Source organism: Thalassolituus hydrocarboniclasticus (assembly GCF_025345565.1).
In the GTDB taxonomy this organism is placed as follows: domain Bacteria; phylum Pseudomonadota; class Gammaproteobacteria; order Pseudomonadales; family Oceanobacteraceae; genus Venatoribacter; species Venatoribacter hydrocarboniclasticus.
This window is the reverse complement of the sequence record NZ_CP054475.1, coordinates 1,031,217-1,054,762: the sequence shown is the minus strand read 5'-3', so window position 1 is coordinate 1,054,762 and position 23,546 is coordinate 1,031,217. Positions and strand designations below refer to the sequence as shown.

The window sequence follows — 23,546 nt, the reverse complement described above, 5'->3', positions numbered from 1 at the left end:
TCTGAGACTCTCTCCTCCCGGCGCGGTTCCTTCTTTTTTGTTATGGCACCTGCACACGCAGTGCAGACAGCATGGCCGCGGTTAAATGCGCCAAGTCATTATCATCCATAACAAAAGGCGGCATCACATACAGCAGATTACCAAATGGCCGCACCCAGATACCGCGTTCCACACAGGCTGGCTGCAGTTGCGCCATGCTCACCGGCCGCTGCATTTCGATCACGCCAATAGCACCCAACACACGGACATCAGCAACTCCCGGTAACTGACGTGCCGGCATTAATCCCGACAGCAGTCCCTGCTCCAGACACGCGACCTGCGCCGCCCAGTCGTTTTCCAGCAGCAAATCGATACTTTCACAGGCCACCCGGCAAGCCAGCGGATTACCCATAAACGTCGGGCCGTGCATAAAACAGCCGGCCTCACCGCGACTGATGGTTTCCGCAACCTGTGAGGTAGTAAGCGTTGCCGCCAGTGTCATATAACCACCGGTCAGGGCTTTGCCAAGGCAGAGAATATCCGGTGTGATTCCGGCCCATTCACAGGCAAACAAACGGCCGGTGCGACCAAAACCGGTGGCAATTTCATCGGCAATCAGCAGCACGTCGTATTCATCACACAGGCGCCGCGCCTCGCGCAGGTACTGCGGGTGATAGAAGCGCATGCCTCCGGCCCCCTGCACCACCGGCTCAACAATCAGGGCGGCTATGTCGGCATGATGCTTTTGTAACACCTGCTCCAGTGCGCTGCAGTCGGCGGCATCCCAGTCGTCATAAAAACCCGTCTGCGGCGGCGGAACAAAATATTGCTGCGGCAGAATACCGGCAAACAACTGGTGCATCCCACGGGTTGGATCACATACCGACATCGCCCCCAAAGTATCGCCGTGATAGCCGCGTTGCAGGGCCAGAATCTTATGTTTACCGCTCAGCCCGCGGGCCTGCTGATACTGCAGCGCCATTTTCAGCGCCACCTCCACCGCCACCGAGCCAGAATCCGCCAGAAACACCTTATCCAGCCCCGCCGGCGTCAGCGCCACCAGACGGCGTGCCAACTCAATGGCCGGACTGTGCGTCAGACCGCCAAACATCACATGACTCATCTGCTCAGCCTGCTCCAGCAGCGCAGCATTCAGACGCGGATGGTTATAGCCGTGTACCGCACACCACCAGGACGCCATGCCATCGATCAGCTCGCGGCCATCCGCCAGCTGCAGCCTGACGCCCTTCGCTGCAACCACCGGCCACACCTGCGCCGGCTCCGCCATAGAACTGTATGGATGCCAGAGGTGTTCACGGTCAAAAGCCAGATCGGGCTGCGATTGCAGCACGGAAGAAGCTGAGTGAGAAACAGAGGAAAAATGCATAGCAACTCCTGACAGTGGAAGAGACCCAGGCCGAAGCAGACCCGGCTCCGGACCGTTCCGCAGTAAACTTGTAAACCATTTTTAAATTGACTGGTTAACTATCAGCATTATGATCAGCCGCAACTCCCCTGTCGAGTCGGCAACTGAAGCAGGCGAGTCGGCAACAGCAACAGGCGAGCCGGCAACTGAAGCAGGCGAGTCGGCAACAGCAACAGGCGAGCCGGCAACAGCGACAGGCTTTAACCCATTCAGAAAAGGCACCCTCAGGCAGCATGAGCTGGAACCAGCGTATTCAACAGGCCCTGCATGAACGCCAGCAACAGCAGCTGTGGCGCCAGCGCGCTCTGCTGGGCGATGTGCAGCAGACACACACCCTGCGCAACGGCCAGCCGGTGCTGAACTTCTGCGCCAATGATTATCTTGGTCTGGCCGCCTGTGGTGCTGATGATCTGGCCCATGCCGCACAGCGCTGGGCGATGGGAAGTGGTGCTTCACATCTGGTATGTGGCCACAGCAGCGCCCACCATGAGCTGGAGCAGGCACTGGCCGCGCACTGTGGCTATGAGCGGGCGCTGTTATTCTCAACCGGCTTTATGGCAAACCTCGGTACTATTGCCGCCCTCGCTGGTCGCAGCGACGAAGTACTGCAGGACAAGCTCAACCACGCTTCACTGCTGGATGGCGCCTTGCTCAGCCGCGCCAGACTCAGCCGTTACCGCCATGCCGATTACCACCATCTGCAACAGCTGCTGGGCGTGCCGGCCAACGGCGAACGTCTGATCGTCAGCGACAGTATCTTCAGCATGGACGGCGATCTGGCCGACGTCCGCCGCCTGAGCGAACTGAGCAGCGAACACAACGCCCTGTTAATGATCGACGACGCCCACGGCTTTGGCGTACTGGGCAGCACACCCAATACCGAGCCCGCTGCAGGCCAGGGAGTCCGGGCGCATTTTGGCCTCAGTCCGCAACAGCTGCCGCTGTACGTCGGCACTCTGGGCAAAGCGCTGGGCGGTTTTGGTGCTTTTGTGGCCGGCAGTGCTGACCTTATCGATTACCTGATCCAGTTTGCCCGGCCTTACATCTACACCACCGCGCTGCCACCGGCGCTGGCCGAAGCCATGCTGGCCAACCTGAAACGCCTGCAGCAGGGCGACCGTCAGCGGCAACTGCAGGCCAATATCCGCTATTTCCGCCGTCGGGCCGCCAGTCTGGGTTTATCGCTTATGCCGTCAGAATCAGCCATTCAGCCGCTGCTGATCGGTGACAGCGGTAGCGCCCTGCAACTTTCTGAGCAGCTGCTGCAACGCGGGTTGTGGGTCAGTGCCATCCGCCCACCCACCGTACCTGCCGGCAGCGCCCGCCTGCGCATAACCCTGAGTGCTGCACACCGTCAGAGCGATATCGACTTTCTGTTAAACGCCCTGGCCGAATTACTGCCGGTTCAGGAGGCCAGTGCATGAACCAGCCTGTTTCCCCATGGCGCCTGTTACAGGCAGAAAATCCCGGCCCCGACTGGTTCTGGCTGCCGGGCTGGAGCTTTGCCCCGGAAGTCTTTGCCCCGCTCTATAACCAGCTGCCGGGTCAGCACTATGGCTTTGATTATTCCGCAACAGGGGTTGCAGACAACAGTGACTTCAACACATGCGCTCAGGCTCTGATCAATCAGGCTCCCGTCAGTCCGCAACGTCCGGCAATCTGGGTCGGCTGGTCACTCGGCGGAGCGCTGGCCTGCACGGCGCTGTCTGTTTCTGCAGCGGCATCAGCAACGCAAAAAACGCTCAATACCACCCTGATTACGCTGGCCACCAGCGCTGCTTTCTGCCGTTTACAGGCGGAGGATGAATTTGGTCTGGATGCCGACCTGCTGGAGCAGTTCAGCCAGAATATGCAACAACAGCCGGAGAAAACCCGGCGCCGCTTTCTCGCACTCTGCACTCAGGGCGCCGCTGACGCACGGCCACTCAGTCGCCTGCTTGCCAGCCACCAGCTGAATGATCCGGCTACCCTGCTGCCGGGTCTCGACTGGCTGCGCAGCTATCGTCTTAACCCTGCCAGCGGCAGCCGCCTGCGGGTCAGGCAGGAACAACACTGGCTCGGCAGCCACGATGCGCTCAATGCCGGCGGACTCAATCCGGTGTATTACAGCCCCGGCCACAGTCATGCTTTTTTTCTCGAACCTGAAGGACAGGCCGCCCTGTTAACCCGGCTGCAGGCCTTGTGCTGCCAGCTCAAACCGGTCAGCGGAGCACAGGTATGAACGCTGAATGTCTTTCTCTGCAGACGCCCGTCGACAGCACGATAACGCTGCGGCGTGATAAACGTCTGGTGGCACAGCAGTTCAGCCGCGCCGCCCACTCGTACGATCAGGCTGCAGGCATTCAGCTGCAGGTGCGCAATCAATTGCTCAGCCGTCTGCAGCGCGTAAACGGGCCGCTGTTTGGTCACTGGCTGGATATTGGCTGTGGCACCGGCCAGACCCTGCCACGCCTGCACCAGCTGGGCGCACAACAGGTTTACGGCCTTGATCTGGCCAGCGGCATGATCCGCAGTGCGCGGCGCTTTGCCAGTCCTGCCATAGCCCTGTTACAGGCCGATGCCGACCAGATTCCTCTGGCCGATGCCAGTTGCGATGGGCTGTTTTCCAGCCTGATGCTGCAATGGAGCGAGCAGCCGCACAGCACCCTGCGGGAATGGGCGCGGGTACTGAAACCCGGCGGCACACTGGCTCTGGCAACGCTGCTGCCCGGTACTCAGCAGGAGCTGTTACAGGCCTGGCGCAGTATCGACGATAAACCTCATGTAAATAATTTCATCAGCGCCGCTGACCTGCAGCAGGCGCTGTTGCAGGCCGGGTTGCGCAGCGTCAGCCGGCAGCAGAGTCTGTTGCAGGAACATTACGACTCACTCACCAGCCTGCTGCGCAACCTCAAAGCCATTGGCGCCACCAATGTGAACCCCGGCCGGAAAAGCGGCCTGGGCGGCGGCCGGGCATTGCAGCAGCTGGATAACGCTTATCCGCGTGAGCGCAATGGCCTGCTGCCGCTGAGCTATCAGGTGCAGTGGCTGCTGCTGCGTAAAGAGTAAAATGGGAACAGAGCCAAATGACACAGCGCCTCTTTATTACCGGCACCGATACTGACGCCGGCAAAACCCTGATCAGTGCCGCCTATCTGCTGAAAGCACAACAGCAGGGTTTAACCTGCCTGGGCCTGAAACCCGTCGCCGCCGGTTGTGAACGTAAGCCTTCCTCTTCTCTGATGCGCAACAGCGATGCCCTGCTGCACCAGCAGTACAGCCAGCCGGCACAGGATTACAACATCCACAATCCCATCGCTCTGCAGGCAGCGATTGCACCTCATATTGCCGCGCAACAGGAGCAGTGCACACTTACCGTGGACAGTCTGATGCAGGCCTGCCAGCCCGCCCTGCGTCAGCAGCCGGATCTGCTGTTATGCGAAGGCGCCGGTGGCTGGTTGGTACCATTAAATAACGCAGAAACCCTCGCCGATTTTGCCTGTGCACTGGGCGCCCCGGTGATTCTGGTGGTGGGTATGAAGCTGGGCTGTATTAACCACGCACTGCTCAGTGCCCGCGCTATACAGCAATCCGGCTTAGCGCTGGCCGGCTGGGTGGCCAACCAGCTGCCACCGCGTATGGCCGCGGCAGAGGAAAATCTGCAATTCCTGCAACACTGGTTCAACCAGCAGAATGTTCCCTGTCTGGGGGTTATTCCGCCTATCGACGCTCTGAATTGCACAGATAAGCAACAATTACAGGGCGTTTCTGCGCGTCTGCATTGGCCGCCGGGCCTGAAATTGTGAATAACAGGCACAGCAAAAAACGGCAGGCTTTGTGATAGTGTGCAAAAATACATTCATCGTGTGTTATTTCATTCGTCATTGGTCAGGCCAGAAACACCATGGAAGATTCCATCAATCCATCTGCAAGCGCGCCGGATACGGCCCTTACAACAGAGCAGATTCAGCGCTTTATTCCTTTTGATGAGCTGTCTGCCCATGCTGTCAGCGAGCTGTTGCCACATTTCCGTGCCTATTCGCTGGCCGATAAAAAGATTCTGTTTAAACGTGGTGAAGAAGACGACGAATGTCACTTTCTGCTTGAAGGAACGGTCGACCTGGCCGATGACCAGTTCCGTATTACCCAGATTAAAGGCGACGATGATGAAAACTTTCTCGCCCTGGATGCCAGCCATCCGATTCACCGCCATGCGGCCATCACACAATCGCCCTGCCAGTTATTTGCCATCAAGCGTCAGTATCTGGAGCTGATCACCACCTGGTCGGAGTTACGCCAGGCCTATGATCAGGAAGAAGACACTGAACACGACTGGCTGGAAAGCCTGCTCACTTCCGATCTGTTTAACCGTGTACCACCGGCCAATATCCAGAAGCTGCTGACCCGTTTTAACGAACGTGAAGTGTCACTCGGTGAAGAAATCATCCACGAGGGCGAAGAAGGCCACGAGTGCTATGTGATCAAAAGCGGCAAGGCCATTGTCAGCCGTAAAGTAAATAACAAACAGGAAACCCTCGCCGCTCTTGGCAGCGGAGATCTGTTTGGTGAAGACGCACTGGTCAGTAATCTGCCGCGTAATGCCAGCATTACCATGAGCAGCAATGGCGTGTTGATGGTATTAACCAAAGAAGACTTCGACACCCTGCTGAAAACGCCAGTGGTTGAATACGTCAGCGAAAACCAGCTCAGCGCCCTGATCGATGAAGGTGACACCGGCACCGTGGTGCTCGATGTGCGCCTGCCACAGGAAGTCGCGGCCAGCCCGATTCACCGCGCAACAACCATACCACTGGCACAGCTGCGCAGCCGTCTGAATGAATTATCCAAAGCCTTTGTTTATGTCATTACCGGTGAAGGCCGGGCAGAAGCCGCGGCCTATATCCTCACCGAAGCCGGTTATCAGGCGCGGGTACTGAAGCGCAGCGAATAACGCAGCGCCTGCCAGACCGTTTCAGGGCCTGGTTACCGGTGCAATCATTTCTTCATACGCTTTCATATAACGCGGCAGCGTATTGCGGTCGAGCCAAACCGCCATACGCTGACGGTTGGTTTCGGTATTTTTCTGCTCAGCTACCCAGCGGTTTACCGCCATAATCACCCGCTCTCCCCAGAGGGTTTTCGGACAGGCAACATAGCCTTTGGCAAACTGTGGTAACTCGCGGATCGACAGGGCCACCAGCTCATGCGCCTCCGGTGCCTGAATCGTGTCGACCATATAGCGGTTAATCCAGGGATATTCGATGATGTAATCGATACGTCCCGACTGCAGCATGCGGTACAGGCTCAGCGGCCCATGCAAACTGGAGAGCACCGTCGCCCGCTGATACACATTGCCGGCACTCAGCAGGTTATCGAGAAACACATAATAGGAACGGTCAGCTACCAGCCCCAAACGCAAATTGGTCCGCGCCAGCATATCTGCTGCTGCAATGGTCATCTGCGGCGCAAACAACGCCTTGTAATCTTCCAGCCGCACCATAAACGCCAGCGATGGAAACAACGCCGGTGAATCACTGAACAGCGTATATTTGGCCCGCTCCGGCGTATACAGCGCCCCCGGATGACAGATATTTTCGCCGGCACGGATCAGCTGCCAGGCACGGGCCGGGGTCATCTCCTCACGCACATGCCGATACTGTGGCATCGCTTCAATAACCAGATCCAGATAAGTATCAGCGATGCCCTTGCCCGCCATTGGCCCCTCACTGATATGCAACGGCGGATATGGCATCACAATCCAGCGCAGCGGCGGACGCTCATCTGCGACAGGCGTTTCCTGCGCCTGCATCGATGACATCAGGGCCAGCAAGCCCAGTGCTAACAGCCAACGCATACAAAGCTCCGCTATTTGCCGATAACCAGAATCTAAGCGTAGACCAGCGCAACAGGCATGGATGCAGGCGCTATATATGGCAGGCTTACCATCAACATTGTGCAGCAATGGCCCGCAGGATACCCGCCACGGATGGCGGGCATAGCATCAACGCCGGGAGCTTTGATCAACATTGCGCAGCAATGGCCCGCAGGGTGGCGGCCATGGATGACCGCCATCAAAGCGCAGCAGGAGCATAGCTTAACGCGCTTCTGCGCGGCCCGAAGGCTGATTGTTCTGAATACTGGCCACGGATTGTGGGCATAGCATCAACGCCGGGAGCGTTGATCAACATTGCGCAGCAATGGCCCGCAGGGTGGCGGCCATGGATGGCCGCCATCAAAGCGCAGCAGGAGCATAGCTTAACGCGCTTCAGCGCGGCCCGAAGGGTGCCCGCCACGGATGGCGGGCATAAAAAAACCCGCACAAGGCGGGTTTTTTCAGAAGGGCAAAACTTACAGTTTGCCGGCTTCTTCTGCCAGATACTTGGCAACACCTTCAGGAGATGCGTCCATACCTTTGTCGCCTTTGTTCCAGCCAGCCGGGCAAACTTCGCCGTGCGCTTCGTGGAATTGCAGAGCTTCAACCAGACGCACCAGCTCATCGATGTTACGGCCCAGTGGCAGGTCGTTGATGTTGGCAGCACGTACCACACCTTCTTTATCGATCAGGAAAGCACCACGCAGCGCAACGCCACCGGCAGTTTCTACGTCGTATGCTTTACAGATACCGTGGTCAACGTCAGCCGCCATGGTGTACTTAACTTCGCCGATACCACCTTTGGCAACCGGCGTGTTACGCCATGCGTTGTGGGTAAAGTGAGAGTCGATAGACACAGAAATCACTTCCACGCCCAGTTCTTCGAACTTGGCCATACGGTGATCCAGAGCGATCAGCTCAGATGGGCACACGAAGGTGAAATCCAGTGGATAGAAGAACACCAGAGCGTATTTGCCTTTGGTTGCTTCTGCGAAGTTGTATGAATCAACGATGGTACCGTTGCCCAGTACAGCCGGAACGGTAAAGTCAGGTGCTTTTTTACCTACCAGTACGCTCATGTTTCTTACTCCCTGTGAGTTCTGAAATTTATCGGTATTATCCGGACAACACCTGCGGCGCAGCCGGAGCATAAAGAGCTGGTATCATACAACGCGCTCCCGGCTAAGCATACCGCCGCCGCCAGAGAATCAGGGCGATGATTAATTTTGCCAATCATAGCCATAGCAATTGTCTATAACACGGGTAAGTGATTGTGGCAGAAGGGTTTTTCAGCAAACTCCCGGCACAGAAACGGCGACACTACCAGCGCTTGCTGCTGGCTGTGGCTATCTCGTTGCTGCTGCATGCCCTGCTGCTGTCGGCGCCTTTCTCTGTACGGCTGACACCGGCACAGACCCAACCCGTAATTAATGCCGAACTGCGCCAGCCAGAGGTAACCGCTCAGACCTTGCAGGATGATGCCGCAGCTCAGGTTCAGACGGCTGAGGTTCATACAGCCCAGGTTCAGGAGACAGCTCAAAGCCAAAGCGCGGCTCTCAAGCAAAATGCAGTGCTAAAGCAAAACGCGGCGGTGAAACAAAACACAGCTCCGGAGCAGATTCAGAAGCAGCCTCAGGCAAAAACAGAAACTGCCAAACAACAAACCCAGAAGCCAATACCTGAGCCGCAATCCGCACCACAACCAACGCAGCAGTCAACCGCACAGACAGCGCAACAACCGAGCCAGAAGCAAAGCGGACTGGTCACTGAGAAAGAAGATTTATCAGCCGATCCGCTGGAGCGCAGCTACCAGCAGCAACTGCTCGCGCATCTGCGCGAACGGGTAATTGCACCGGCGCAATTCAGTGGCAGCGTAAGGCTGGAGCTGACCTTAAGTTACCGTCAGGTGGCCACCAACGTGCGGGTTATCCGCTCCAGCGGTGACCCGATCATGGACGACTGGGCCGTCAAAGCCGCACTGGCCGCTAACCCCTACCCCAGAGTGCCGGATGAATTACCAGCGTCGTATACCTTCCGTCCGACCATCCGCACCCTGCAATAACGCAGCGGTATGCCCTGAACACAGCCCATAAAAAATGGCCGCAAAGGCGGCCATTTTTCTGCGGATAATGCAGATAAAAAGAAACGACAGCTTATTTACTGTGTTCCAGAATATCTTCCACAATTTCCTGCTCTTCATGCAGGTCTTCAGCGTCGGCTTTTTCATGCGGCAACAGCAGGTTCAGCACAATCGCCACCACACCACACAGGCTGACGCCCTGCAGGTGGAACTCGGAAGAACCAATTGCCATACCACCAATACCGAATACCAGCGTGGTCGCCACTATCACCAGATTGCGCTGCGCGCTCATATCGACTTTGGCTTTGATCAGGATGTTCATGCCGACACCGGCAATAGAGCCGAACAGCAGAATCATAATACCGCCCATCACCGGCGTCGGAATGGTCTGCAGCAGCACACCAAACTTGGCCACGAATGCCAGCACAATGGCAAACACCGCCGCCCAGGTCATTACTACCGGGTTAAAGGCTTTGGTCAGCATCACCGCACCGGTCACTTCGGAGTAGGTAGTATTTGGCGGGCCGCCAAACAGAGACGCCGCAGAAGTCGCCAGACCATCGCCCAGCAGAGTGCGGTGCAGACCAGGCTTCTGCACGTAGTTTTTACCGGTCACACTGCCGATGGCCAGAACGTCACCAACGTGTTCAATCGCCGGCGCAATGGCCACCGGAATCATAAACAGAATGGCCGCCAGCTGAAATTCCGGCGTCACAAACTGCGGTAACTTAACCCAGGGGCTGGCATCCACAGCTGTCAGATCGACCATGCCGGTAAACGCCGCGATGGTGTAACCCACCGCCACACCGGCCAGAATCGGCACCAGACGGAAAATACCTTTCGCCAGAGTAGCCACCAGCAAGGTGGTAATCAGGGCAGGCATCGATACCCACATGGCATCGGCATAGGGGAAGAGTTCTGCTGACGCATCACCGGCCTTACCCATCGCCATATTCACCGCGATAGGAGCTAAGCCCAGACCAATCACCATAATGATCGGACCGGTAACCACCGGCGGCAGTAAACGATGCAGGAAACCCGGGCCACGCAATGCCACCAGAGCCGACAGCGCGACATAAACCATACCGGCGCAGAACAGCGCACCCATGGTAGCCGCCATGCCCCAGGTTTTTACGCTGAACAGAATCGGCGCAATAAAGGCAAACGATGAGGCCAGAAAAACCGGCACTGAACGCTTGGTGGTGAACTGAAAAATCAGCGTACCGATACCGGCGGTAAACAGCGCCACACTCGGATCGAGGCCGGTAATCAACGGCACCAGCACCAGTGCGCCGAAGGCCACAAACAGCATTTGCATGCCCGCCAGCACCATACGCCAGCCGCGATACAGATCTTCTGTATTGTCCCGCATAGAAACTCCCCTGATTTTAATTATTTCGTGCCGAAGATCTTGTCACCGGCATCGCCCAGACCAGGGATAATGTACCCCTGCTCATTCAGATGGCTGTCCACCGATGCGGTATAAATATCCACATCCGGGTGCGCATCCTGAACCTTTTTAATACCTTCCGGTGCGGCTACCAGCACCAGCGCGCGGATGCTGGTACAACCGGCTTGTTTTAACAGATCAATGGTTGCCACCATCGAACCGCCAGTCGCCAGCATAGGGTCAACAATCAGTGACATACGCTGGTCGATATCACCGGCCAGCTTGTCGAAGTAGCTCACCGGCTCCAGGGTTTCTTCATCGCGGTACAGGCCGACAACGCTGATCTTGGCACTGGGCACCAGCTCCAGCACGCCGTCCAGCATGCCCAGACCGGCACGCAGAATCGGTACAACGGTGATTTTTTTGCCGCGAATCCGCTCCGCTTCAACCGGACCACACCAGCCATCGAGGGTGTAGGTTTCCAGTTCCATATCTTTGGTTGCTTCGTAGGTCAGCAGGTTGCCGACTTCAGCCGCCAATTGGCGGAAGGTGCGGGTGCTCATTGATTTGGATCGCATCAAACCAATTTTATGCTGCACCAGGGGGTGGCGGATCTCATGTACGCTCATGCATGCCTCATTCTGTCTTTCGGGTACAATAACGGGCGCAATTTTCGCACAGCACCTGATCCTGCGCGACGCAAAATTTAACCGAATGGTCAGATTGGCCTGATAGACTGAATCCGAGGTAAGTATGCCCCGCGCCTGTGCCCGCCATATTCTGGTAAAAACCAAAGAAGAAGCCGACAAACTGAAGCAATTGCTCGATAAAGGAGCGGACTTCAGCAAACTGGCCAAACAACACTCCATTTGCCCGAGCAAGAAAAACGGTGGCAGCCTGGGTGAGTTCAACAAAGGCGATATGGTCAAAGCCTTTGACGATGTGGTGTTCAAAGGGCCGCTGTTAAAAGTACAGGGGCCGGTTAAAACCCGCTTTGGCTACCATCTGATCGAGACTATTTACCGTAACTGAGGCAGTGGCAATGCCCGCCCCTGCCTCTGCCCTGTCTGTAACTATCTTTTTCTGCCTATGATGACATTTGCCATCCGTCAGCGCAGACTAAGCGCTTTATTTTCAGCTTCCGGAAGCCGCTATGCGTATCGCCATTCTTTCCCGTAATCCCAATCTTTATTCGACCCGTCGTCTGAAAGAAGCGGGGGAGCAACGTGGGCATGAGGTCGATATTATCGACACCCTGCACTGCTATATGGACATCACCAGTAACAAGCCGACGGTGCGTTACAAAGGTGACGCCCTGCCGCAGTACGATGCGGTGATTCCGCGCATCGGCGCCTCCGTCACCTTCTACGGTACGGCGGTGGTGCGCCAGTTTGAAATGATGGGCACCTATTCCATTAACGAATCCGTCGCCATCAGCCGCTCGCGCGATAAGCTGCGTTCGCTGCAATTACTGTCACGTAAAGGTATCGGCCTGCCGCGTACCGGCTTTGCCCACCGTCCGGATAACGTTGACGACCTGATCAAAAACGTCGGCGGCGCGCCGCTGGTGATCAAATTGCTGGAAGGCACCCAGGGCATCGGCGTGGTACTGGCCGATACCAAAAAAGCCGCGGAAAGCATTATCGAAGCCTTTATGGGCCTGAACGCCAACATTCTGGTGCAGGAATTTATTAAAGAAGCCGGCGGTGCCGACATCCGCTGTTTAGTGGTTGGCGGTAAAGTTGTCGCGGCGATGAAGCGTCAGGCCGCCGAAGGTGAATTCCGCTCCAACCTGCACCGTGGCGGCAGTGCCGAAATCGTACGCTTATCGGCAGCTGAGCGCAGAACCGCCATCGACGCCGCCAAGGCCATGGGCCTGAATATGTGCGGTGTGGATATTCTGCGCTCCAACAATGGTCCGGTGGTGATGGAAGTAAACTCCTCTCCGGGTCTCGAAGGCATTGAAACCGCCACCGGTAAAGACGTTGCCGGTATGGTGTTCCAGTTTCTGGAAAAATCAGCCCGCGGCAGTACCAAAACCCGCGGTCAGGGTTAATGCCCGCGCCGGGTTTATAAAAAACGATCAGGGAAAGCATGCCAAAGCGAAGTATTGAAATTGCCGGGGTCAGTATCGCTCCCGGCGAAAGCCAGAAAATCGAATTACCGGTCGGGCGTTTATACACCGACAATTCCGTCTCTATGCCGGTGTTTGTTAAACGAGGCAAACGCCCCGGCCCGACCTTATTTATCAGCGCCGCTATTCATGGCGACGAGCTGAATGGCATCGAGATCATTCAGCGGCTGATTAATTCGCGCAAACTCAACAGCCTGCGCGGTACGTTAATCGCAGTACCGGTGGTGAATGTATACGGCGTAATAAACCACAGCCGTTATCTGCCCGACCGCCGCGATTTAAACCGCTCTTTTCCCGGCAGTAAAAAAGGCTCGCTGGCGGCGCGTATGGCGAACATGTTTCTCGAAGAAATCGTCAGCAAATGCGATTACGGCATCGACTTTCATACCGGCGCCATTCACCGTTCGAACCTGCCGCAGATCCGCGCCAACCTCGACGATGAAGAAACCGCCGCCATGGCCAGCGCCTTTGGTGTTCCGGTACTGCTGAATTCCAACCTGCGCGATGGCTCGCTGCGTGAAGCCGCCGCCGACCACGGCGTGCGTATTCTGCTGTACGAAGCCGGCGAAGCCCTGCGTTACGACGAGCTGTGCATCCGTGCCGGTGAACGCGGCACCATTAATGTGATGCGCTATCTCGGTATGCTGCCGCGCAGCCGGGCGAAAAAATCCCATGTGCTGGAGCCGGTCACGGCACGCACCAGCGCCTGGGAACGCGCTACCGACAGCGGCTTTGTGCAGCACAATAAAGAACTCGGTGACCGCGTTCAGAAGCAGGAATTACTCGCCACCATCCGCGACCCGTACGGCACCGTACTGGACGAAGTCCGCTCGCGTTACGAAGGCATTATTATCGGCAAAACCAATATCCCGCTGGTGCAGGAAGGCGAAGCCATGTACCACGTGGCCTATTTCCATCAGCCTGATGATGTGGTCGAAGGTATCGAACAGCTGCAGGATCTGCTGCCGGACGAAGCCCTGAGCTGATGCCCGGCCTGCCTGTTCTGGTGCAGTAAAAACAGCACGGGCGCAACTAAGTATCCGGTGCCATCGGGCATCCGACGCAACAATGCGTTGCGCCCGCTGCCTTTGACTCTTTCTGCCAAACTCCCTATATTGCCGCCGCGGTCTCAGCCTGCTGAGAGCGCATCGTTCTCGGGGCGGGGTGAAATTCCCCACCGGCGGTAACAGCGTTTTTAAGCTGAAGCCCGCGAGCGCTTGCCGGCGGTTTAACCATCAGCAAGGTCAGCAGATCCGGTGTAACTCCGGAGCCGACGGTATAGTCCGGATAAGAGAGAGCGTGTCAGACAGCACAGAGGCCCGCCTCTGTCCGTGCTTTTGTCTGCCCGTTCGCCCTGATTCTAATCAGCATTTAAAGAAGAATCAGAGCCAATGAACAACACTTTTAATCCTCAGCAACAACGCATCGCCTTTATTCACGCTTCCTGGCACACCGACATCGTGCTCAAGTGTCTGGATGGTTTTAAAGACGAACTCGCCAGCCGTGGTTACGACATCAGCAATATTGATGTGATTGCCGCTCCCGGCGCCTACGAAATTCCCCTGCAGGCTAAACTGCTGGCCAAGAGCGGACGCTACAGCGCCATTGCCGCCAGCGCTCTGGTGGTCGACGGTGGTATTTACCGCCACGACTTCGTTGCCGCCGCCGTCTGTAACGGCCTGATGCAGGTGCAGCTGGAAACCGAAGTACCGGTACTGACCGCGGTACTGACCCCGCACAATTTTCACGAGCACGACGAGCATAAAAACTACTATGCCCGTCACTTTGTGGTGAAAGGGCAGGAACTGGCTAACGCCGCCGATCAGGCCATGCGTTTAACCGCCAGTGCCAAAGCCGTTTAATCAGATACTAAGCCACTCCCGGCGGCCGTTCTGCATCTGCAGCGGCCGCTAGCCAGCCAGAAAGCGATTCCGGTTGTGGATTTTTTCTGCCGCAAAAATCTGCTAACAATAGCGCTCTCATCCATAACAAGAGCACAGCCATGAGCCGTCAGATTTTTGTGAATCTCGCCGTCAGCGACATCCAGCGTTCGCGCCAGTTTTTTACCGCCCTGGGTTTCAGCATTAACGAGCAATTCAGTAATGAAGTGGCTGTCTGCGTGGTCATTGCCGACAACATCTTCGCCATGCTGCTGAAGCCGGAATTCTATTCGCAGTTCACCTCCAAGAGTCTGTGCGATGCCCAGACCAGCAGCGAAGTATTACTGTGCCTGAGCTGCAGCAGCCGCACCGAAGTCGATACCATCGGCCAGGCGGCCGAAGATAACGGTGGACGCATTGCCCGCCCGGGACAGGATCAGGGACCCATGTACGGCCTGGCCTTTGAAGATCCCGACGGCCACACCTGGGAGCTGATGTATATGGAAATGCCGAACAGCTGAGCTTCTGCACCCGCCAAAAGGCGGTTTAGCGCGGCAACTTGATGTAAAGCAGTGGCACCTCTGTACCATTGCTATATGATTGCCGCATTTTCCGGGCCTGGATATCCTCCGGGCTGTCGCGCTTACGCCGTCCGTCATCCAGGCCCTTATTACCAGAAAAGGGCCGCTATGCACCGTACCATGTTCGATACCCCCATCCTGAAAACCCTGCTGCGCTGGGGCTCCATTGCTTTTCTGAAGCTGGCCGGCTGGAAAAGCGTGGGCAGCATTCCACCTGACTTAAAAAAATGCGTGATGATTGCCGCACCGCACACCAGCAACTGGGATCTGCCCTTTATGCTGATGATCGCTTTTGTCTTCCGGGTAAAAATTTACTGGATGGGTAAAGAGCAGATTTTCAAACCACCCTTCCGCGGCCTGATGATGTGGATGGGCGGTATTCCTGTTGATCGTTCAAAAGCCAACAACATGGTGCAGGCCTCGGTCGATGCCATTAACAGCAACGAACAGCTGTTTCTGATCGTGCCGCCGGAAGGCACCCGCTCAAAGGTAACCTACTGGAAAACCGGGTTTTATCATATTGCCCATAACGCCGGCGTGCCGGTGCTGATGGGCTTTCTCGATTACCCGAACAAAACCGGCGGCATTGCTGGTGTATTCCACACCACAGGCGATATCGACGCCGATATGCAGGCTATTCAGGCAGTCTACGCGCCGATGAGCGGCAAAAAAGCCGGACAGTAATTGACCGTCCAGCAGCAAAGCGCAGTGCATTCCGCCTGCGCTTTTTTTATGCCCGACAGCCGTAAAACCCGCACAAAATCTGTGTTTTTATTCCCATCGGACCCCTGCCCGTCACAGGACAAAAACCAACACAGATCCTTATCCTGACCCGCTGAGCCCAACACCCTGACAAAATTCGTCACACTTTAAGCTCAATGTGACAAAAATTGTCACTTTACGTAATTTTCTTCCGCCAAATGCCGTTAGTATTTCCCTGCGGCCGCTGTTCGTGCCGATCATTTTCACACGTATACCTATAAACGCAGGAAGAACGCCATGACTGCCACACTGAATTCAGAACTGTCCCGTGCGACCACTCAACCACGCCAGAGCTATGCCCCGGCTTATCCTCACGGCCAGATAGAGCAGCTTTTCTGGGATATTTTCTGGGTGCAGGGCAGCATCCGCGTTGGTCCCGGCATGAGCATGAACCGTAATATGGTGATTATCCGCAACCGCCATGAGCTGACCCTGATTAACCCGGTACGCCTCAACGAAACCGAAGAGCGCAAACTGGAAAAGCTGGGCCGTGTGACCCATGTATTCCGCCTCGGCGATTTTCATGGTCTGGATGATCAGTACTACGTCGACAAATATCAGGCGCGCTTCTGGTGTCAGCCTGGCCAGAGCACCTACAAAAACCCACGCGCAAACGTGCACCTTAAAACCGGTCTGGCCATGCCTTTCCCGCACGCTGAGTTATTTATCTTCGATAACGCCCAATACCCGGAAGCAGCGTTGCTGTTAACCAAGCACAAGTGTCTGCTGACCACCGATTCCCTGCAATATCTGGATAACTGGAATTACACCAGCCTGTTCAGCCGTCTGGCCTTGCGCGTTATGGGTTTTAAACCGGGGCTGAATATCGGCAAGCCGTGGCTGAAACGTGTAACCCCGAAAGGCCAGACTATGGAGGCGGATTTTAACCGCCTGATGAATCTGGATTTTGACCATCTGCTCGCCGCCCACGGTTCACCCTTAATGAACGATGCCAAAGCGGCCATCGGCGAACAGCTGCGTCGTTTGTTTAATTAAGGCACCTCTGAATAACCAGAGAGCGCTCATCCGGCCGTCCGGACTGAGCGCTCCCTGACAACGGCTCAACCATCCTCTCCCCGCCGTCAGCCGGCAGCGCTTCCCACAGACACAGAAATTCCTCTCTGCACGCGGTATAATGGCCGTTTTTCATACTCCGGAACGCCAAGCCTTCGCACCGGAGGTCTGCAGAGATCAGAAAGAACCCTTATGAGTAAAAAGCGTCGTGACATTCCGGCCTATGGCCTGCCCATTATCGAAACCCACTTTCACCTCGATTATCTGAAAGAAGGCAGCGCCGACGATATTCTCAGCGCCGCCCGCACCATTGGCGTAGAGCGCTTTATGACCATCAGTGTTGAGCCGGACAATATGCCCAAGGCGCTGGCACTGGCAGAAGCCCACGCCGACCTGTACGCCACCCTGGGCGTGCACCCGCACGAAGCCGCGCTGTTTGATGACGCCGCCGAAGGCTATATCCGCACCCATGCGATCCACGACAAAGTCGTCGCCGTGGGTGAAATTGGTCTCGATTATTACTACGACCACTGCGACCGGACCGTTCAGCGCCAGGTATTTGCCCGCCAGCTGCAACTGGCAGCAGAAAGTGAGTTACCGGTGGTGATTCATACCCGCGAAGCCGACGAAGATACCATGGCCATACTGCGCGAATACGCCCCACAGATGAAACGTAAAGGCGTGGTACACAGTTTTACCTCCGGCATGGAACTGGCACAGCTGGCGGTTGAACTGGGCTTTTGTCTCGGAATTAACGGCATCGTTACCTTTAATAAAGCCGACAACGTGCGCGAAGTGGTTGCCGCCACCCCGCTGAGCAATTTATTGCTGGAAACCGACGCACCTTTCCTCACGCCGATTCCATTCCGCGGTATGGAAAATGCTCCGAAATACCTGCCTTTTATTGCCGAAAAAATTGCTGAGGTAAAAGGCCTGAGCGTTGAAGAAGTGTTAACCCAGACCTACCAGAACTCCCTGCGCGAATTCTTTTGATGTTCAGCTGCCTGCCCGATTGCCAGCTCAGTGAACTCGGCGCCAGCGACTGGCTCTGGTTGCTGGCCTTCGGCGTGCTGGTTTACAGCGCATCACGCCTGTGGGCGCACTGGGCGTTCAGCTATGAAAAATATCCGATAACCAGTTTGCGCTGGCATGCGCCGCGCTTTTTCTATATCGCCTTTGTTACCGCGATGCTCACCGTCGTTCCCGCCTATACCTTTTTCGGTGAAGACTTCGGTTACTGGTATTCGCGCATATTGTATTTCCCCACCATTATCATCGCCTACGCCGCATGGCTGCTGGTTGATGTGAATAAACCATCGGAATAACCGCTCGGCGTTGCTCTGATTTTTAACGCAATAACAAGCCCGCAAGCGCTGATAATAGTCACTGCTGCTGCAACAGGGTATTCACTGCGGCATGCAGTAACAGCCGTGCAGTAACAGCCTTTCTGCATTACCATCAGGGCTGTTAGCCGGACAACCGAAGACAAAACAACCGCGGAGAATGTCGTGAGCAGCCTGACCAGCACCAGCCAGTATTTTGAAGAACAGTTCAGCAATCTGGAGCTGTGTGACGAACAGATAAACAACAGCGAATTTGAAGAATGTGAATTCAGCGATTGCGATTTCTCCCACAGCGTATTTAAAAGCTGTAAGTTTATTAACTGCCGCTTTACCCGCTGCAATCTGAGCCTGATTAAAATTCCGCAAAGCCGCTTTACAGAAGTCACCTTCCGCGAATGCAAAATGGTTGGTATCGACTGGACCCGCGCTCAATGGTCCGGCTACCAGTTTCACCCTGAACTGAAGTTTTACCACTGCATACTGAACGACTCCTCCTTCCTCGGGCTGAACCTGCACGAAGTGGTTATGGAAGAATGCAAAGCCCACGATGTTGACCTGCGCGAAACCCAGCTGAACAATGCCCGCCTTACCTACTGCGACTTTACCCACAGCCTGTTTGGCCGCACCAATTTAAGCGGTGCAGACCTGAGTGAATCGGTTAATTTTAATATCGATGTACTGGATAATAATCTGACTAATGCGACCTTCAGCCGCTATGAAGCGTTAAATCTGCTGGAGAGTCTGGGGATTAATCTGGTGGATTAATCTGCAGCAATATTGCACACAATGACACAACAAATACCGCTGCCGACGAAGAGCACACAATGCAGACTAATATGCAGATAAAGCGGACACGGTCCTGTAAACATATCCTGACAACAGGCAGGAACTTCAGTACAGCCAAACGTACAATGCTGAATCCGACCAGCAACAGAATTCCACAAGCTCCGGGCAACATTGACTAACGAATCAACAGCATACAGTATGACCGCGGTAAAAATACGCTGGCAGCGGTGTTAAGCGGTATACCCCAAAGCAGCCGGTACAATATAGCCAGCATGACGGGCATACTCATGCAACATGAGCGACAACAGAAGGATATTTAACTTGCCGGACTTTATTGCTTACGCAGGAATCATTGCCTCCATCTGGATCATAGCTGGTGTATATATCGCCTCCCTCTTCTATCCCAACTACAGTCATTCCCGACAGTTCTGCAGTGAGCTGGGAGCGGCAGGTAGTGCAACCCAGAAACTCTCACCACTTATCAATAACTACCCCTTAGGTTTCCTGTTCATTCTCTGCGGTTATTACCTGATCAGCACCTATACAGAGAACACCGCGACCGTTGCTATCGGTATTATGGTTATAATTCATGGGTTAAGTACCTGGATTTGTGGCTTTTTCCCCATGGATGCAGACCCATATACAACGACACCAACCATACCTTGCCAGGTTCATTCATGGTCAGGGGTGGTTATGTTGTTATCATTTATTATTGCTCCGGCAATTGCTGTATTTTCGGATACCTACCCGACAGCCATCCGGGTCTTCTCATTCATCTGCCTGCTCGGTTGCTTCTATTTTTCATACCAGCTGAGCGTATCTTTTAAAGAAAGAACCAACCCGGGCACTCACCAGCGGCTGAGCTACGGCTTCCAGATTCTCTGGCTGTTTGTTTATTCAGCTTTCATGATCGCATGAACATTAAAACCCTGACTCACTACTGCGCTCTGCATAGTAGTGCCTGCCGCCTAAGAGGATATTAGACGGCTGTCTCTGCAGTCGTTTTTGTTGGTGTTAGAAGGCGTTGCGTTCTGAGTTGCCGCCTTATGATCAGGTGATCTCAGATATTGTCGCCTTTTGCCAGTTGTAACCAGTTTTATCAATTATTGAACTCATCCCAAAACTTCAGTACTCTCGGATCACAGCAGGGATGCGTCAGATCGTTCATACAACAGAGCCAGCACTTACAATCAAAACGACCGTCCTCCCCGCTTACAACCCCGAATGATAAAACCACGCGATTCCTGCCCGGCGTTTATAAGGATGGGCGGCAGCGTGACTGAACTACAAGCATCACCTGAACGATTTTTACTGCCGGAAAGCACTGAAAATCACCAAAGCAAAATAATGTACGAACAACCAGTATATTTTACTGTTTACGAAATTTGATTCGCGTTTACGCACCATTAGCAAAACGCGCATGCGCGGACTGACTCCTTCGGTCCAGAAAGAAGGCAAGAAAATCAATCACTTAGGATTCTGCGAAAAGTGATAACGCGCAAAATGTAAAGAACGGTTCAGGATAAAAGCGCGCATGCGCGTTTACATCCTGACAAGAAAGAAAATAACGATGATTTTTACTGCCCGGACAGTGGGCCAGACTGAGAATCTGAATAAGGGCTTAGGTATGTTAATGGCATGCCTATAAATAAACTGCTAGCTTCATTTTCATAGTTATAATGAAACCAATGAATAAAGAAAATAGATTAAACATTATCAGCATTGTGATCGCAGCTTGTGCTTTCTTTCTTACTTTGCTTCAAGCCTATTCGACAAATTATCACAATAGAATAAGCTCTCTCCCCTTAGTGCAAACCGGTGTCGATGTATTCGAAGATGGTAAGATTACTCTTTATTTCGAAAATGCTGGAAATGGTCCCGCAATAGTTACTAATTTCGAAGTCGCAGGAAAGAAAGCAGTTTCAGTTAGACCTATGGTTTCAGAGTTTGTAAAGATAAATAATTTAAACCCTGAAGAGTTTGAACTGTTAACAACGGAATTCCCTGGAAGGTTGATCATTAAAGCTGGAAGTAAGCTTGAAATTGCGACCTTTTACCTTAAGGATAAAAAATCAGAATCATATGAGGCCGTTTCTTTTGTCATTAATAAATTACCTGTCACTCTTTGTTATATATCACTTTATCAAGATGAACTATATGTAACATCGGATCAAGAGTTTGTACGCGATGACTCATGTGCATACGATGGCGCTACGAAAATTCTTGGCAAATGGATAAAGTTTAAAATGCCTTTTAGTACAGGTGTAGACCAGAGTAAGATATTTGCCAATTGAGCCAACAATATTTTTGAGAGTGATTCGCAACGCTTGAAATTCTCACTATGCATTGCGTTTAGTGTGACATGGGGAGTTTTAGCATAGCGTTGCTCACAGCTTAACAGGGCGTTAACCCCCCGAGAACCCATATGAACCTTATCGACGCACTACAAAACCTGAATTATATCGCGGTCGCAATTGCCGCAATCGCCAGCTATATACTGGGTTTTGTCTGGTATCACTGGGCCGTTTTCGGTAAAGCCTGGGCAAACGCTTTAGGGCTGAGCAGAGAAGAAGCGGACAACACCGAAGGTCTTGGCGGAGCTTTTGCCATCTCTCTGGTGTCAGGATTAAGCAAAGCCCTGCTGATCGCGTTGCTGCTATCAGCTCTGAATATATCCGGCGTTCTGAGCGGGGCGTTTTTTGGTGCAGCGGTTGCCATTGTATTTACGGCCACATCACTGGGTTACTACAATGGCTTTGCCCGCACATCCGTAAAACTGACGTTCATCAACTCAGCGCACAGCGTGGCGGAATTGGCTCTGATCGGTGCAATCATTGCGGCATTTAACTGATGTATTCAGTCGGAAATACCGCAGACAGACTATTCCGTCTTTTACCGCAGGATCTCACAACAATGAACGTCATCGATTCTGAAAAACAGGCGTGGTTTCTGTTGGAGCACGAAGGCAACCTCTATTTCGATGTGAACTGCAGCATGGGTGCATTTGGTTATAGCTATATGATCAGACTGAATGACCTGGAACAGATCCGGTATCAAATGGCTGGACGTGAGTATCTGCATAAACTGGCGGACGATATTCATGGCTCTGTTCCGCTTGCTGAAAATGCCTCGTCAATGTATCAGGGCCGTCATGTCTCAAAGAATTTTTCGCAGATGGCAACGTCAGCGATTAAGACCTGGCATGAAAATGGTAAAAAACGCGACGATAAAATAGGCAATCAGAGCGAAGCAGATAAGTCTGTTGCACTATCTCAACACGAGCCTTCTTACCTATGACTTTCGGCCCGAAACCTGCCGGTACCTGGACCGGCCATAAAGCAGCGAACTGCGGTGATAATCATAATTTTCTGCGCGCCGGTAAGCGTTATGAGGTTATTCAGGCGTTTGCCGATTACGATCAGCATCTGCATGCCGTTGGGGAAGGCTGGGTATTTCTGGGTTATTCCTTTCTGCCGTACGACGACGGTATGTCATTTTTCGTATCGTTCGACGGCGAACAGGAGTGGCATATCCGCCTGCAGTGGCGCCCGGAAGAGCAGGGCAAGCTGCTGGACAATTTAGAGCAGTATATCCGGGCTCTTTAGTCCGTGCGCTGCAGCCCGTGTGCTGCAGATCCGCACGTGGTCACCGGGCAGCTGGCCGTTATTGGTTACGACATACCGTTAGAAAAATCCGCCAGCCCTGCACACAATCTGTCGCGAACCGGTTTCAGGGCTTCGGTGTAGGTTATTAACTGGTCGAGTGCATAGCGGGTACGCTTTTCCAGATAAACATCACTCATACGCCCTTCCTGCCCCACCCAGAGGTCATTCGCATCACGCAGCAGCAAATGCTCAGGCAGATATAACAGGCGCGAGTTTTTGTAGCCGCTGTGGCGTAACTCGGCAATCACAAAGGCACCGCCGGCCGAAGCGGATACACCAACCAGCAATACCGGTTTATGCGCCAGTTCTTTCATCCCACACCAGAGCAGAAAATTTTTCAGTCCGGCCGGAGCCATGCCGTGCCATTCCGGCACAATAAACACAAAGGCATCGGCGGCTGCGGCACGGGCTTTTACCTCGGCGACGCTCTGCTCTTCTGTGCTGCCGGTAGCCAGTGGTTCACCATCCCAGAGTGGTAACTTACTCTGATACAGATCGATCAGACTCGCTTTACCGGCCAGAAAGTGCTGATTCATATAATCGGCAATACGGCGACTTTGTGAATTGGCACGATGGCTGGCCACCAGCAGGCAGATATTCAGATCAGAATTCATAACATCCTCCATGTTTAATCATCACCTGCCGCACAGCGCGT

General features: G+C 54.2%; 27 protein-coding genes and 1 riboswitch. Of the genes, 21 read left to right on the top strand and 6 right to left on the bottom strand.

Annotated features, from left to right (window positions below; all coding sequences use genetic code 11):
- Positions 1-40: 40 nt before the first annotated feature.
- Positions 41-1,366: an adenosylmethionine--8-amino-7-oxononanoate transaminase gene (bioA, locus tag HUF19_RS04675; protein WP_260998718.1), complete on the bottom strand. Its 1,326-nt coding sequence runs from the start codon at positions 1,364-1,366 to the stop codon at positions 41-43.
- Between the two features lie 272 nt (positions 1,367-1,638).
- Between bioA and bioF the strand changes: the two genes are divergently transcribed.
- The 5 genes from bioF (at position 1,639) to HUF19_RS04650 (ending at position 6,335) form a co-directional block, all read left to right on the top strand.
- The gene (bioF, locus tag HUF19_RS04670; protein WP_260998717.1) at positions 1,639-2,829 is read left to right on the top strand and encodes an 8-amino-7-oxononanoate synthase; all 1,191 of its coding nucleotides are present in this window, start codon (positions 1,639-1,641) and stop codon (positions 2,827-2,829) included.
- A complete protein-coding gene (locus tag HUF19_RS04665; RefSeq protein WP_260998716.1) occupies positions 2,826-3,626 on the top strand; it encodes an alpha/beta fold hydrolase in 801 nt (266 codons plus the stop codon). The genes bioF and HUF19_RS04665 overlap by 4 nt, the downstream gene beginning before the upstream one ends.
- Positions 3,623-4,453: a malonyl-ACP O-methyltransferase BioC gene (bioC, locus tag HUF19_RS04660; protein ID WP_260998715.1), complete on the top strand. Its 831-nt coding sequence runs from the start codon at positions 3,623-3,625 to the stop codon at positions 4,451-4,453. The genes HUF19_RS04665 and bioC overlap by 4 nt, the downstream gene beginning before the upstream one ends.
- A 17-nt stretch (positions 4,454-4,470) precedes the next feature.
- Complete coding sequence (gene bioD / locus HUF19_RS04655; protein ID WP_260998714.1) at positions 4,471-5,190, top strand: dethiobiotin synthase; 720 nt, start codon at positions 4,471-4,473, stop codon at positions 5,188-5,190.
- Between the two features lie 98 nt (positions 5,191-5,288).
- On the top strand, positions 5,289-6,335 hold the full coding sequence (locus HUF19_RS04650) for a cyclic nucleotide-binding domain-containing protein (RefSeq protein WP_260998713.1): 1,047 nt from the start codon (positions 5,289-5,291) through the stop codon (positions 6,333-6,335).
- Positions 6,336-6,356: 21 nt separating this feature from the next.
- On the opposite strand, the gene HUF19_RS04645 is transcribed toward HUF19_RS04650, so the two are convergent.
- Positions 6,357-7,238 (bottom strand): TIGR02285 family protein, encoded by an 882-nt coding sequence (locus HUF19_RS04645; protein ID WP_260998712.1) that lies wholly within the window; start codon positions 7,236-7,238, stop codon positions 6,357-6,359.
- A gap of 494 nt (positions 7,239-7,732) precedes the next feature.
- Entirely contained in the window at positions 7,733-8,335 is a 603-nt protein-coding gene (locus tag HUF19_RS04640; RefSeq protein ID WP_145469595.1) for a peroxiredoxin, read from the bottom strand.
- A 194-nt stretch (positions 8,336-8,529) separates the two neighbouring features.
- Between HUF19_RS04640 and HUF19_RS04635 the strand changes: the two genes are divergently transcribed.
- Positions 8,530-9,318 carry an energy transducer TonB gene (locus HUF19_RS04635; protein ID WP_260998711.1) on the top strand — a complete coding sequence of 263 codons (789 nt, stop codon included), beginning with the start codon at positions 8,530-8,532 and terminating at the stop codon, positions 9,316-9,318.
- Between the two features lie 91 nt (positions 9,319-9,409).
- Here HUF19_RS04635 and HUF19_RS04630 read toward each other — a convergent pair whose 3' ends face one another.
- Together HUF19_RS04630 and upp are read right to left on the bottom strand one after the other, a co-directional pair.
- Positions 9,410-10,708: a uracil-xanthine permease family protein gene (locus HUF19_RS04630; protein ID WP_225692301.1), complete on the bottom strand. Its 1,299-nt coding sequence runs from the start codon at positions 10,706-10,708 to the stop codon at positions 9,410-9,412.
- Between the two features lie 20 nt (positions 10,709-10,728).
- A complete protein-coding gene (upp, locus tag HUF19_RS04625; RefSeq protein WP_260977501.1) occupies positions 10,729-11,355 on the bottom strand; it encodes a uracil phosphoribosyltransferase in 627 nt (208 codons plus the stop codon).
- Between the two features lie 124 nt (positions 11,356-11,479).
- On the opposite strand from upp, the gene HUF19_RS04620 reads away from it, so the two are divergent.
- The 15 genes from HUF19_RS04620 to HUF19_RS04550 all read left to right on the top strand — a co-directional run bounded on the left by HUF19_RS04620 (position 11,480) and on the right by HUF19_RS04550 (position 22,831).
- The gene (locus tag HUF19_RS04620) at positions 11,480-11,758 is read left to right on the top strand and encodes a peptidylprolyl isomerase (protein WP_145469599.1); all 279 of its coding nucleotides are present in this window, start codon (positions 11,480-11,482) and stop codon (positions 11,756-11,758) included.
- A 121-nt stretch (positions 11,759-11,879) separates the two neighbouring features.
- Positions 11,880-12,782 carry a 30S ribosomal protein S6--L-glutamate ligase gene (gene rimK, locus HUF19_RS04615; protein ID WP_260998710.1) on the top strand — a complete coding sequence of 301 codons (903 nt, stop codon included), beginning with the start codon at positions 11,880-11,882 and terminating at the stop codon, positions 12,780-12,782.
- A gap of 38 nt (positions 12,783-12,820) precedes the next feature.
- Entirely contained in the window at positions 12,821-13,846 is a 1,026-nt protein-coding gene (locus tag HUF19_RS04610) for a succinylglutamate desuccinylase/aspartoacylase family protein (RefSeq protein ID WP_260998709.1), read from the top strand.
- A gap of 160 nt (positions 13,847-14,006) precedes the next feature.
- A riboswitch (FMN riboswitch) is annotated at positions 14,007-14,163 on the top strand.
- An 88-nt stretch (positions 14,164-14,251) separates the two neighbouring features.
- Positions 14,252-14,722: a 6,7-dimethyl-8-ribityllumazine synthase gene (locus HUF19_RS04605; RefSeq protein WP_260998708.1), complete on the top strand. Its 471-nt coding sequence runs from the start codon at positions 14,252-14,254 to the stop codon at positions 14,720-14,722.
- A gap of 140 nt (positions 14,723-14,862) precedes the next feature.
- Entirely contained in the window at positions 14,863-15,261 is a 399-nt protein-coding gene (locus HUF19_RS04600) for a VOC family protein (RefSeq protein ID WP_260998707.1), read from the top strand.
- A gap of 168 nt (positions 15,262-15,429) precedes the next feature.
- Entirely contained in the window at positions 15,430-16,005 is a 576-nt protein-coding gene (locus HUF19_RS04595; RefSeq protein WP_260998706.1) for a lysophospholipid acyltransferase family protein, read from the top strand.
- Between the two features lie 315 nt (positions 16,006-16,320).
- The gene (locus HUF19_RS04590) at positions 16,321-17,079 is read left to right on the top strand and encodes a hypothetical protein (protein WP_260998705.1); all 759 of its coding nucleotides are present in this window, start codon (positions 16,321-16,323) and stop codon (positions 17,077-17,079) included.
- 210 nt (positions 17,080-17,289) lie between these two features.
- Positions 17,290-18,090, top strand: a complete 801-nt coding sequence (locus tag HUF19_RS04585) for a TatD family hydrolase (RefSeq protein WP_260998704.1) — start codon at positions 17,290-17,292, stop codon at positions 18,088-18,090.
- Entirely contained in the window at positions 18,090-18,422 is a 333-nt protein-coding gene (locus HUF19_RS04580; protein ID WP_260998703.1) for a hypothetical protein, read from the top strand. The genes HUF19_RS04585 and HUF19_RS04580 overlap by 1 nt, the downstream gene beginning before the upstream one ends.
- Before the next feature lie 183 nt (positions 18,423-18,605).
- A complete protein-coding gene (locus HUF19_RS04575; RefSeq protein ID WP_260998702.1) occupies positions 18,606-19,205 on the top strand; it encodes a pentapeptide repeat-containing protein in 600 nt (199 codons plus the stop codon).
- 315 nt (positions 19,206-19,520) lie between these two features.
- A complete protein-coding gene (locus tag HUF19_RS04570) occupies positions 19,521-20,144 on the top strand; it encodes a DUF998 domain-containing protein (protein ID WP_260998701.1) in 624 nt (207 codons plus the stop codon).
- A 770-nt stretch (positions 20,145-20,914) separates the two neighbouring features.
- Positions 20,915-21,520 (top strand): hypothetical protein, encoded by a 606-nt coding sequence (locus HUF19_RS04565; RefSeq protein WP_260998700.1) that lies wholly within the window; start codon positions 20,915-20,917, stop codon positions 21,518-21,520.
- A gap of 131 nt (positions 21,521-21,651) precedes the next feature.
- The gene (locus tag HUF19_RS04560; RefSeq protein ID WP_260998699.1) at positions 21,652-22,077 is read left to right on the top strand and encodes a DUF1761 domain-containing protein; all 426 of its coding nucleotides are present in this window, start codon (positions 21,652-21,654) and stop codon (positions 22,075-22,077) included.
- 62 nt (positions 22,078-22,139) lie between these two features.
- Positions 22,140-22,523, top strand: a complete 384-nt coding sequence (locus HUF19_RS04555) for a hypothetical protein (protein ID WP_260998698.1) — start codon at positions 22,140-22,142, stop codon at positions 22,521-22,523.
- A complete protein-coding gene (locus HUF19_RS04550) occupies positions 22,520-22,831 on the top strand; it encodes a DUF3601 domain-containing protein (protein WP_260998697.1) in 312 nt (103 codons plus the stop codon). The genes HUF19_RS04555 and HUF19_RS04550 overlap by 4 nt, the downstream gene beginning before the upstream one ends.
- Positions 22,832-22,896: 65 nt before the next feature.
- On the opposite strand, the gene HUF19_RS04545 is transcribed toward HUF19_RS04550, so the two are convergent.
- The gene (locus tag HUF19_RS04545) at positions 22,897-23,505 is read right to left on the bottom strand and encodes an NADPH-dependent FMN reductase (protein ID WP_260998696.1); all 609 of its coding nucleotides are present in this window, start codon (positions 23,503-23,505) and stop codon (positions 22,897-22,899) included.
- Positions 23,506-23,546 lie beyond the last annotated feature (41 nt).

Bases quoted from the DNA above. Each gene is read 5' to 3' on its own strand.
- bioA (WP_260998718.1), bottom strand. From the start codon at position 1,366: ATGCATTTTTCCTCTGTTTCTCACTCAGCTTCTTCCGTGCTGCAATCG.
- bioF (WP_260998717.1), top strand. From the start codon at position 1,639: ATGAGCTGGAACCAGCGTATTCAACAGGCCCTGCATGAACGCCAGCAA.
- HUF19_RS04665 (WP_260998716.1), top strand. From the start codon at position 2,826: ATGAACCAGCCTGTTTCCCCATGGCGCCTGTTACAGGCAGAAAATCCC.
- bioC (WP_260998715.1), top strand. From the start codon at position 3,623: ATGAACGCTGAATGTCTTTCTCTGCAGACGCCCGTCGACAGCACGATA.
- bioD (WP_260998714.1), top strand. From the start codon at position 4,471: ATGACACAGCGCCTCTTTATTACCGGCACCGATACTGACGCCGGCAAA.
- HUF19_RS04650 (WP_260998713.1), top strand. From the start codon at position 5,289: ATGGAAGATTCCATCAATCCATCTGCAAGCGCGCCGGATACGGCCCTT.
- HUF19_RS04645 (WP_260998712.1), bottom strand. From the start codon at position 7,238: ATGCGTTGGCTGTTAGCACTGGGCTTGCTGGCCCTGATGTCATCGATG.
- HUF19_RS04640 (WP_145469595.1), bottom strand. From the start codon at position 8,335: ATGAGCGTACTGGTAGGTAAAAAAGCACCTGACTTTACCGTTCCGGCT.
- HUF19_RS04630 (WP_225692301.1), bottom strand. From the start codon at position 10,708: ATGCGGGACAATACAGAAGATCTGTATCGCGGCTGGCGTATGGTGCTG.
- upp (WP_260977501.1), bottom strand. From the start codon at position 11,355: ATGAGCGTACATGAGATCCGCCACCCCCTGGTGCAGCATAAAATTGGT.
- HUF19_RS04620 (WP_145469599.1), top strand. From the start codon at position 11,480: ATGCCCCGCGCCTGTGCCCGCCATATTCTGGTAAAAACCAAAGAAGAA.
- rimK (WP_260998710.1), top strand. From the start codon at position 11,880: ATGCGTATCGCCATTCTTTCCCGTAATCCCAATCTTTATTCGACCCGT.
- HUF19_RS04610 (WP_260998709.1), top strand. From the start codon at position 12,821: ATGCCAAAGCGAAGTATTGAAATTGCCGGGGTCAGTATCGCTCCCGGC.
- HUF19_RS04605 (WP_260998708.1), top strand. From the start codon at position 14,252: ATGAACAACACTTTTAATCCTCAGCAACAACGCATCGCCTTTATTCAC.
- HUF19_RS04600 (WP_260998707.1), top strand. From the start codon at position 14,863: ATGAGCCGTCAGATTTTTGTGAATCTCGCCGTCAGCGACATCCAGCGT.
- HUF19_RS04595 (WP_260998706.1), top strand. From the start codon at position 15,430: ATGCACCGTACCATGTTCGATACCCCCATCCTGAAAACCCTGCTGCGC.
- HUF19_RS04590 (WP_260998705.1), top strand. From the start codon at position 16,321: ATGACTGCCACACTGAATTCAGAACTGTCCCGTGCGACCACTCAACCA.
- HUF19_RS04585 (WP_260998704.1), top strand. From the start codon at position 17,290: ATGAGTAAAAAGCGTCGTGACATTCCGGCCTATGGCCTGCCCATTATC.
- HUF19_RS04580 (WP_260998703.1), top strand. From the start codon at position 18,090: ATGTTCAGCTGCCTGCCCGATTGCCAGCTCAGTGAACTCGGCGCCAGC.
- HUF19_RS04570 (WP_260998701.1), top strand. From the start codon at position 19,521: ATGAGCGACAACAGAAGGATATTTAACTTGCCGGACTTTATTGCTTAC.
- HUF19_RS04565 (WP_260998700.1), top strand. From the start codon at position 20,915: ATGAATAAAGAAAATAGATTAAACATTATCAGCATTGTGATCGCAGCT.
- HUF19_RS04560 (WP_260998699.1), top strand. From the start codon at position 21,652: ATGAACCTTATCGACGCACTACAAAACCTGAATTATATCGCGGTCGCA.
- HUF19_RS04555 (WP_260998698.1), top strand. From the start codon at position 22,140: ATGAACGTCATCGATTCTGAAAAACAGGCGTGGTTTCTGTTGGAGCAC.
- HUF19_RS04550 (WP_260998697.1), top strand. From the start codon at position 22,520: ATGACTTTCGGCCCGAAACCTGCCGGTACCTGGACCGGCCATAAAGCA.
- HUF19_RS04545 (WP_260998696.1), bottom strand. From the start codon at position 23,505: ATGAATTCTGATCTGAATATCTGCCTGCTGGTGGCCAGCCATCGTGCC.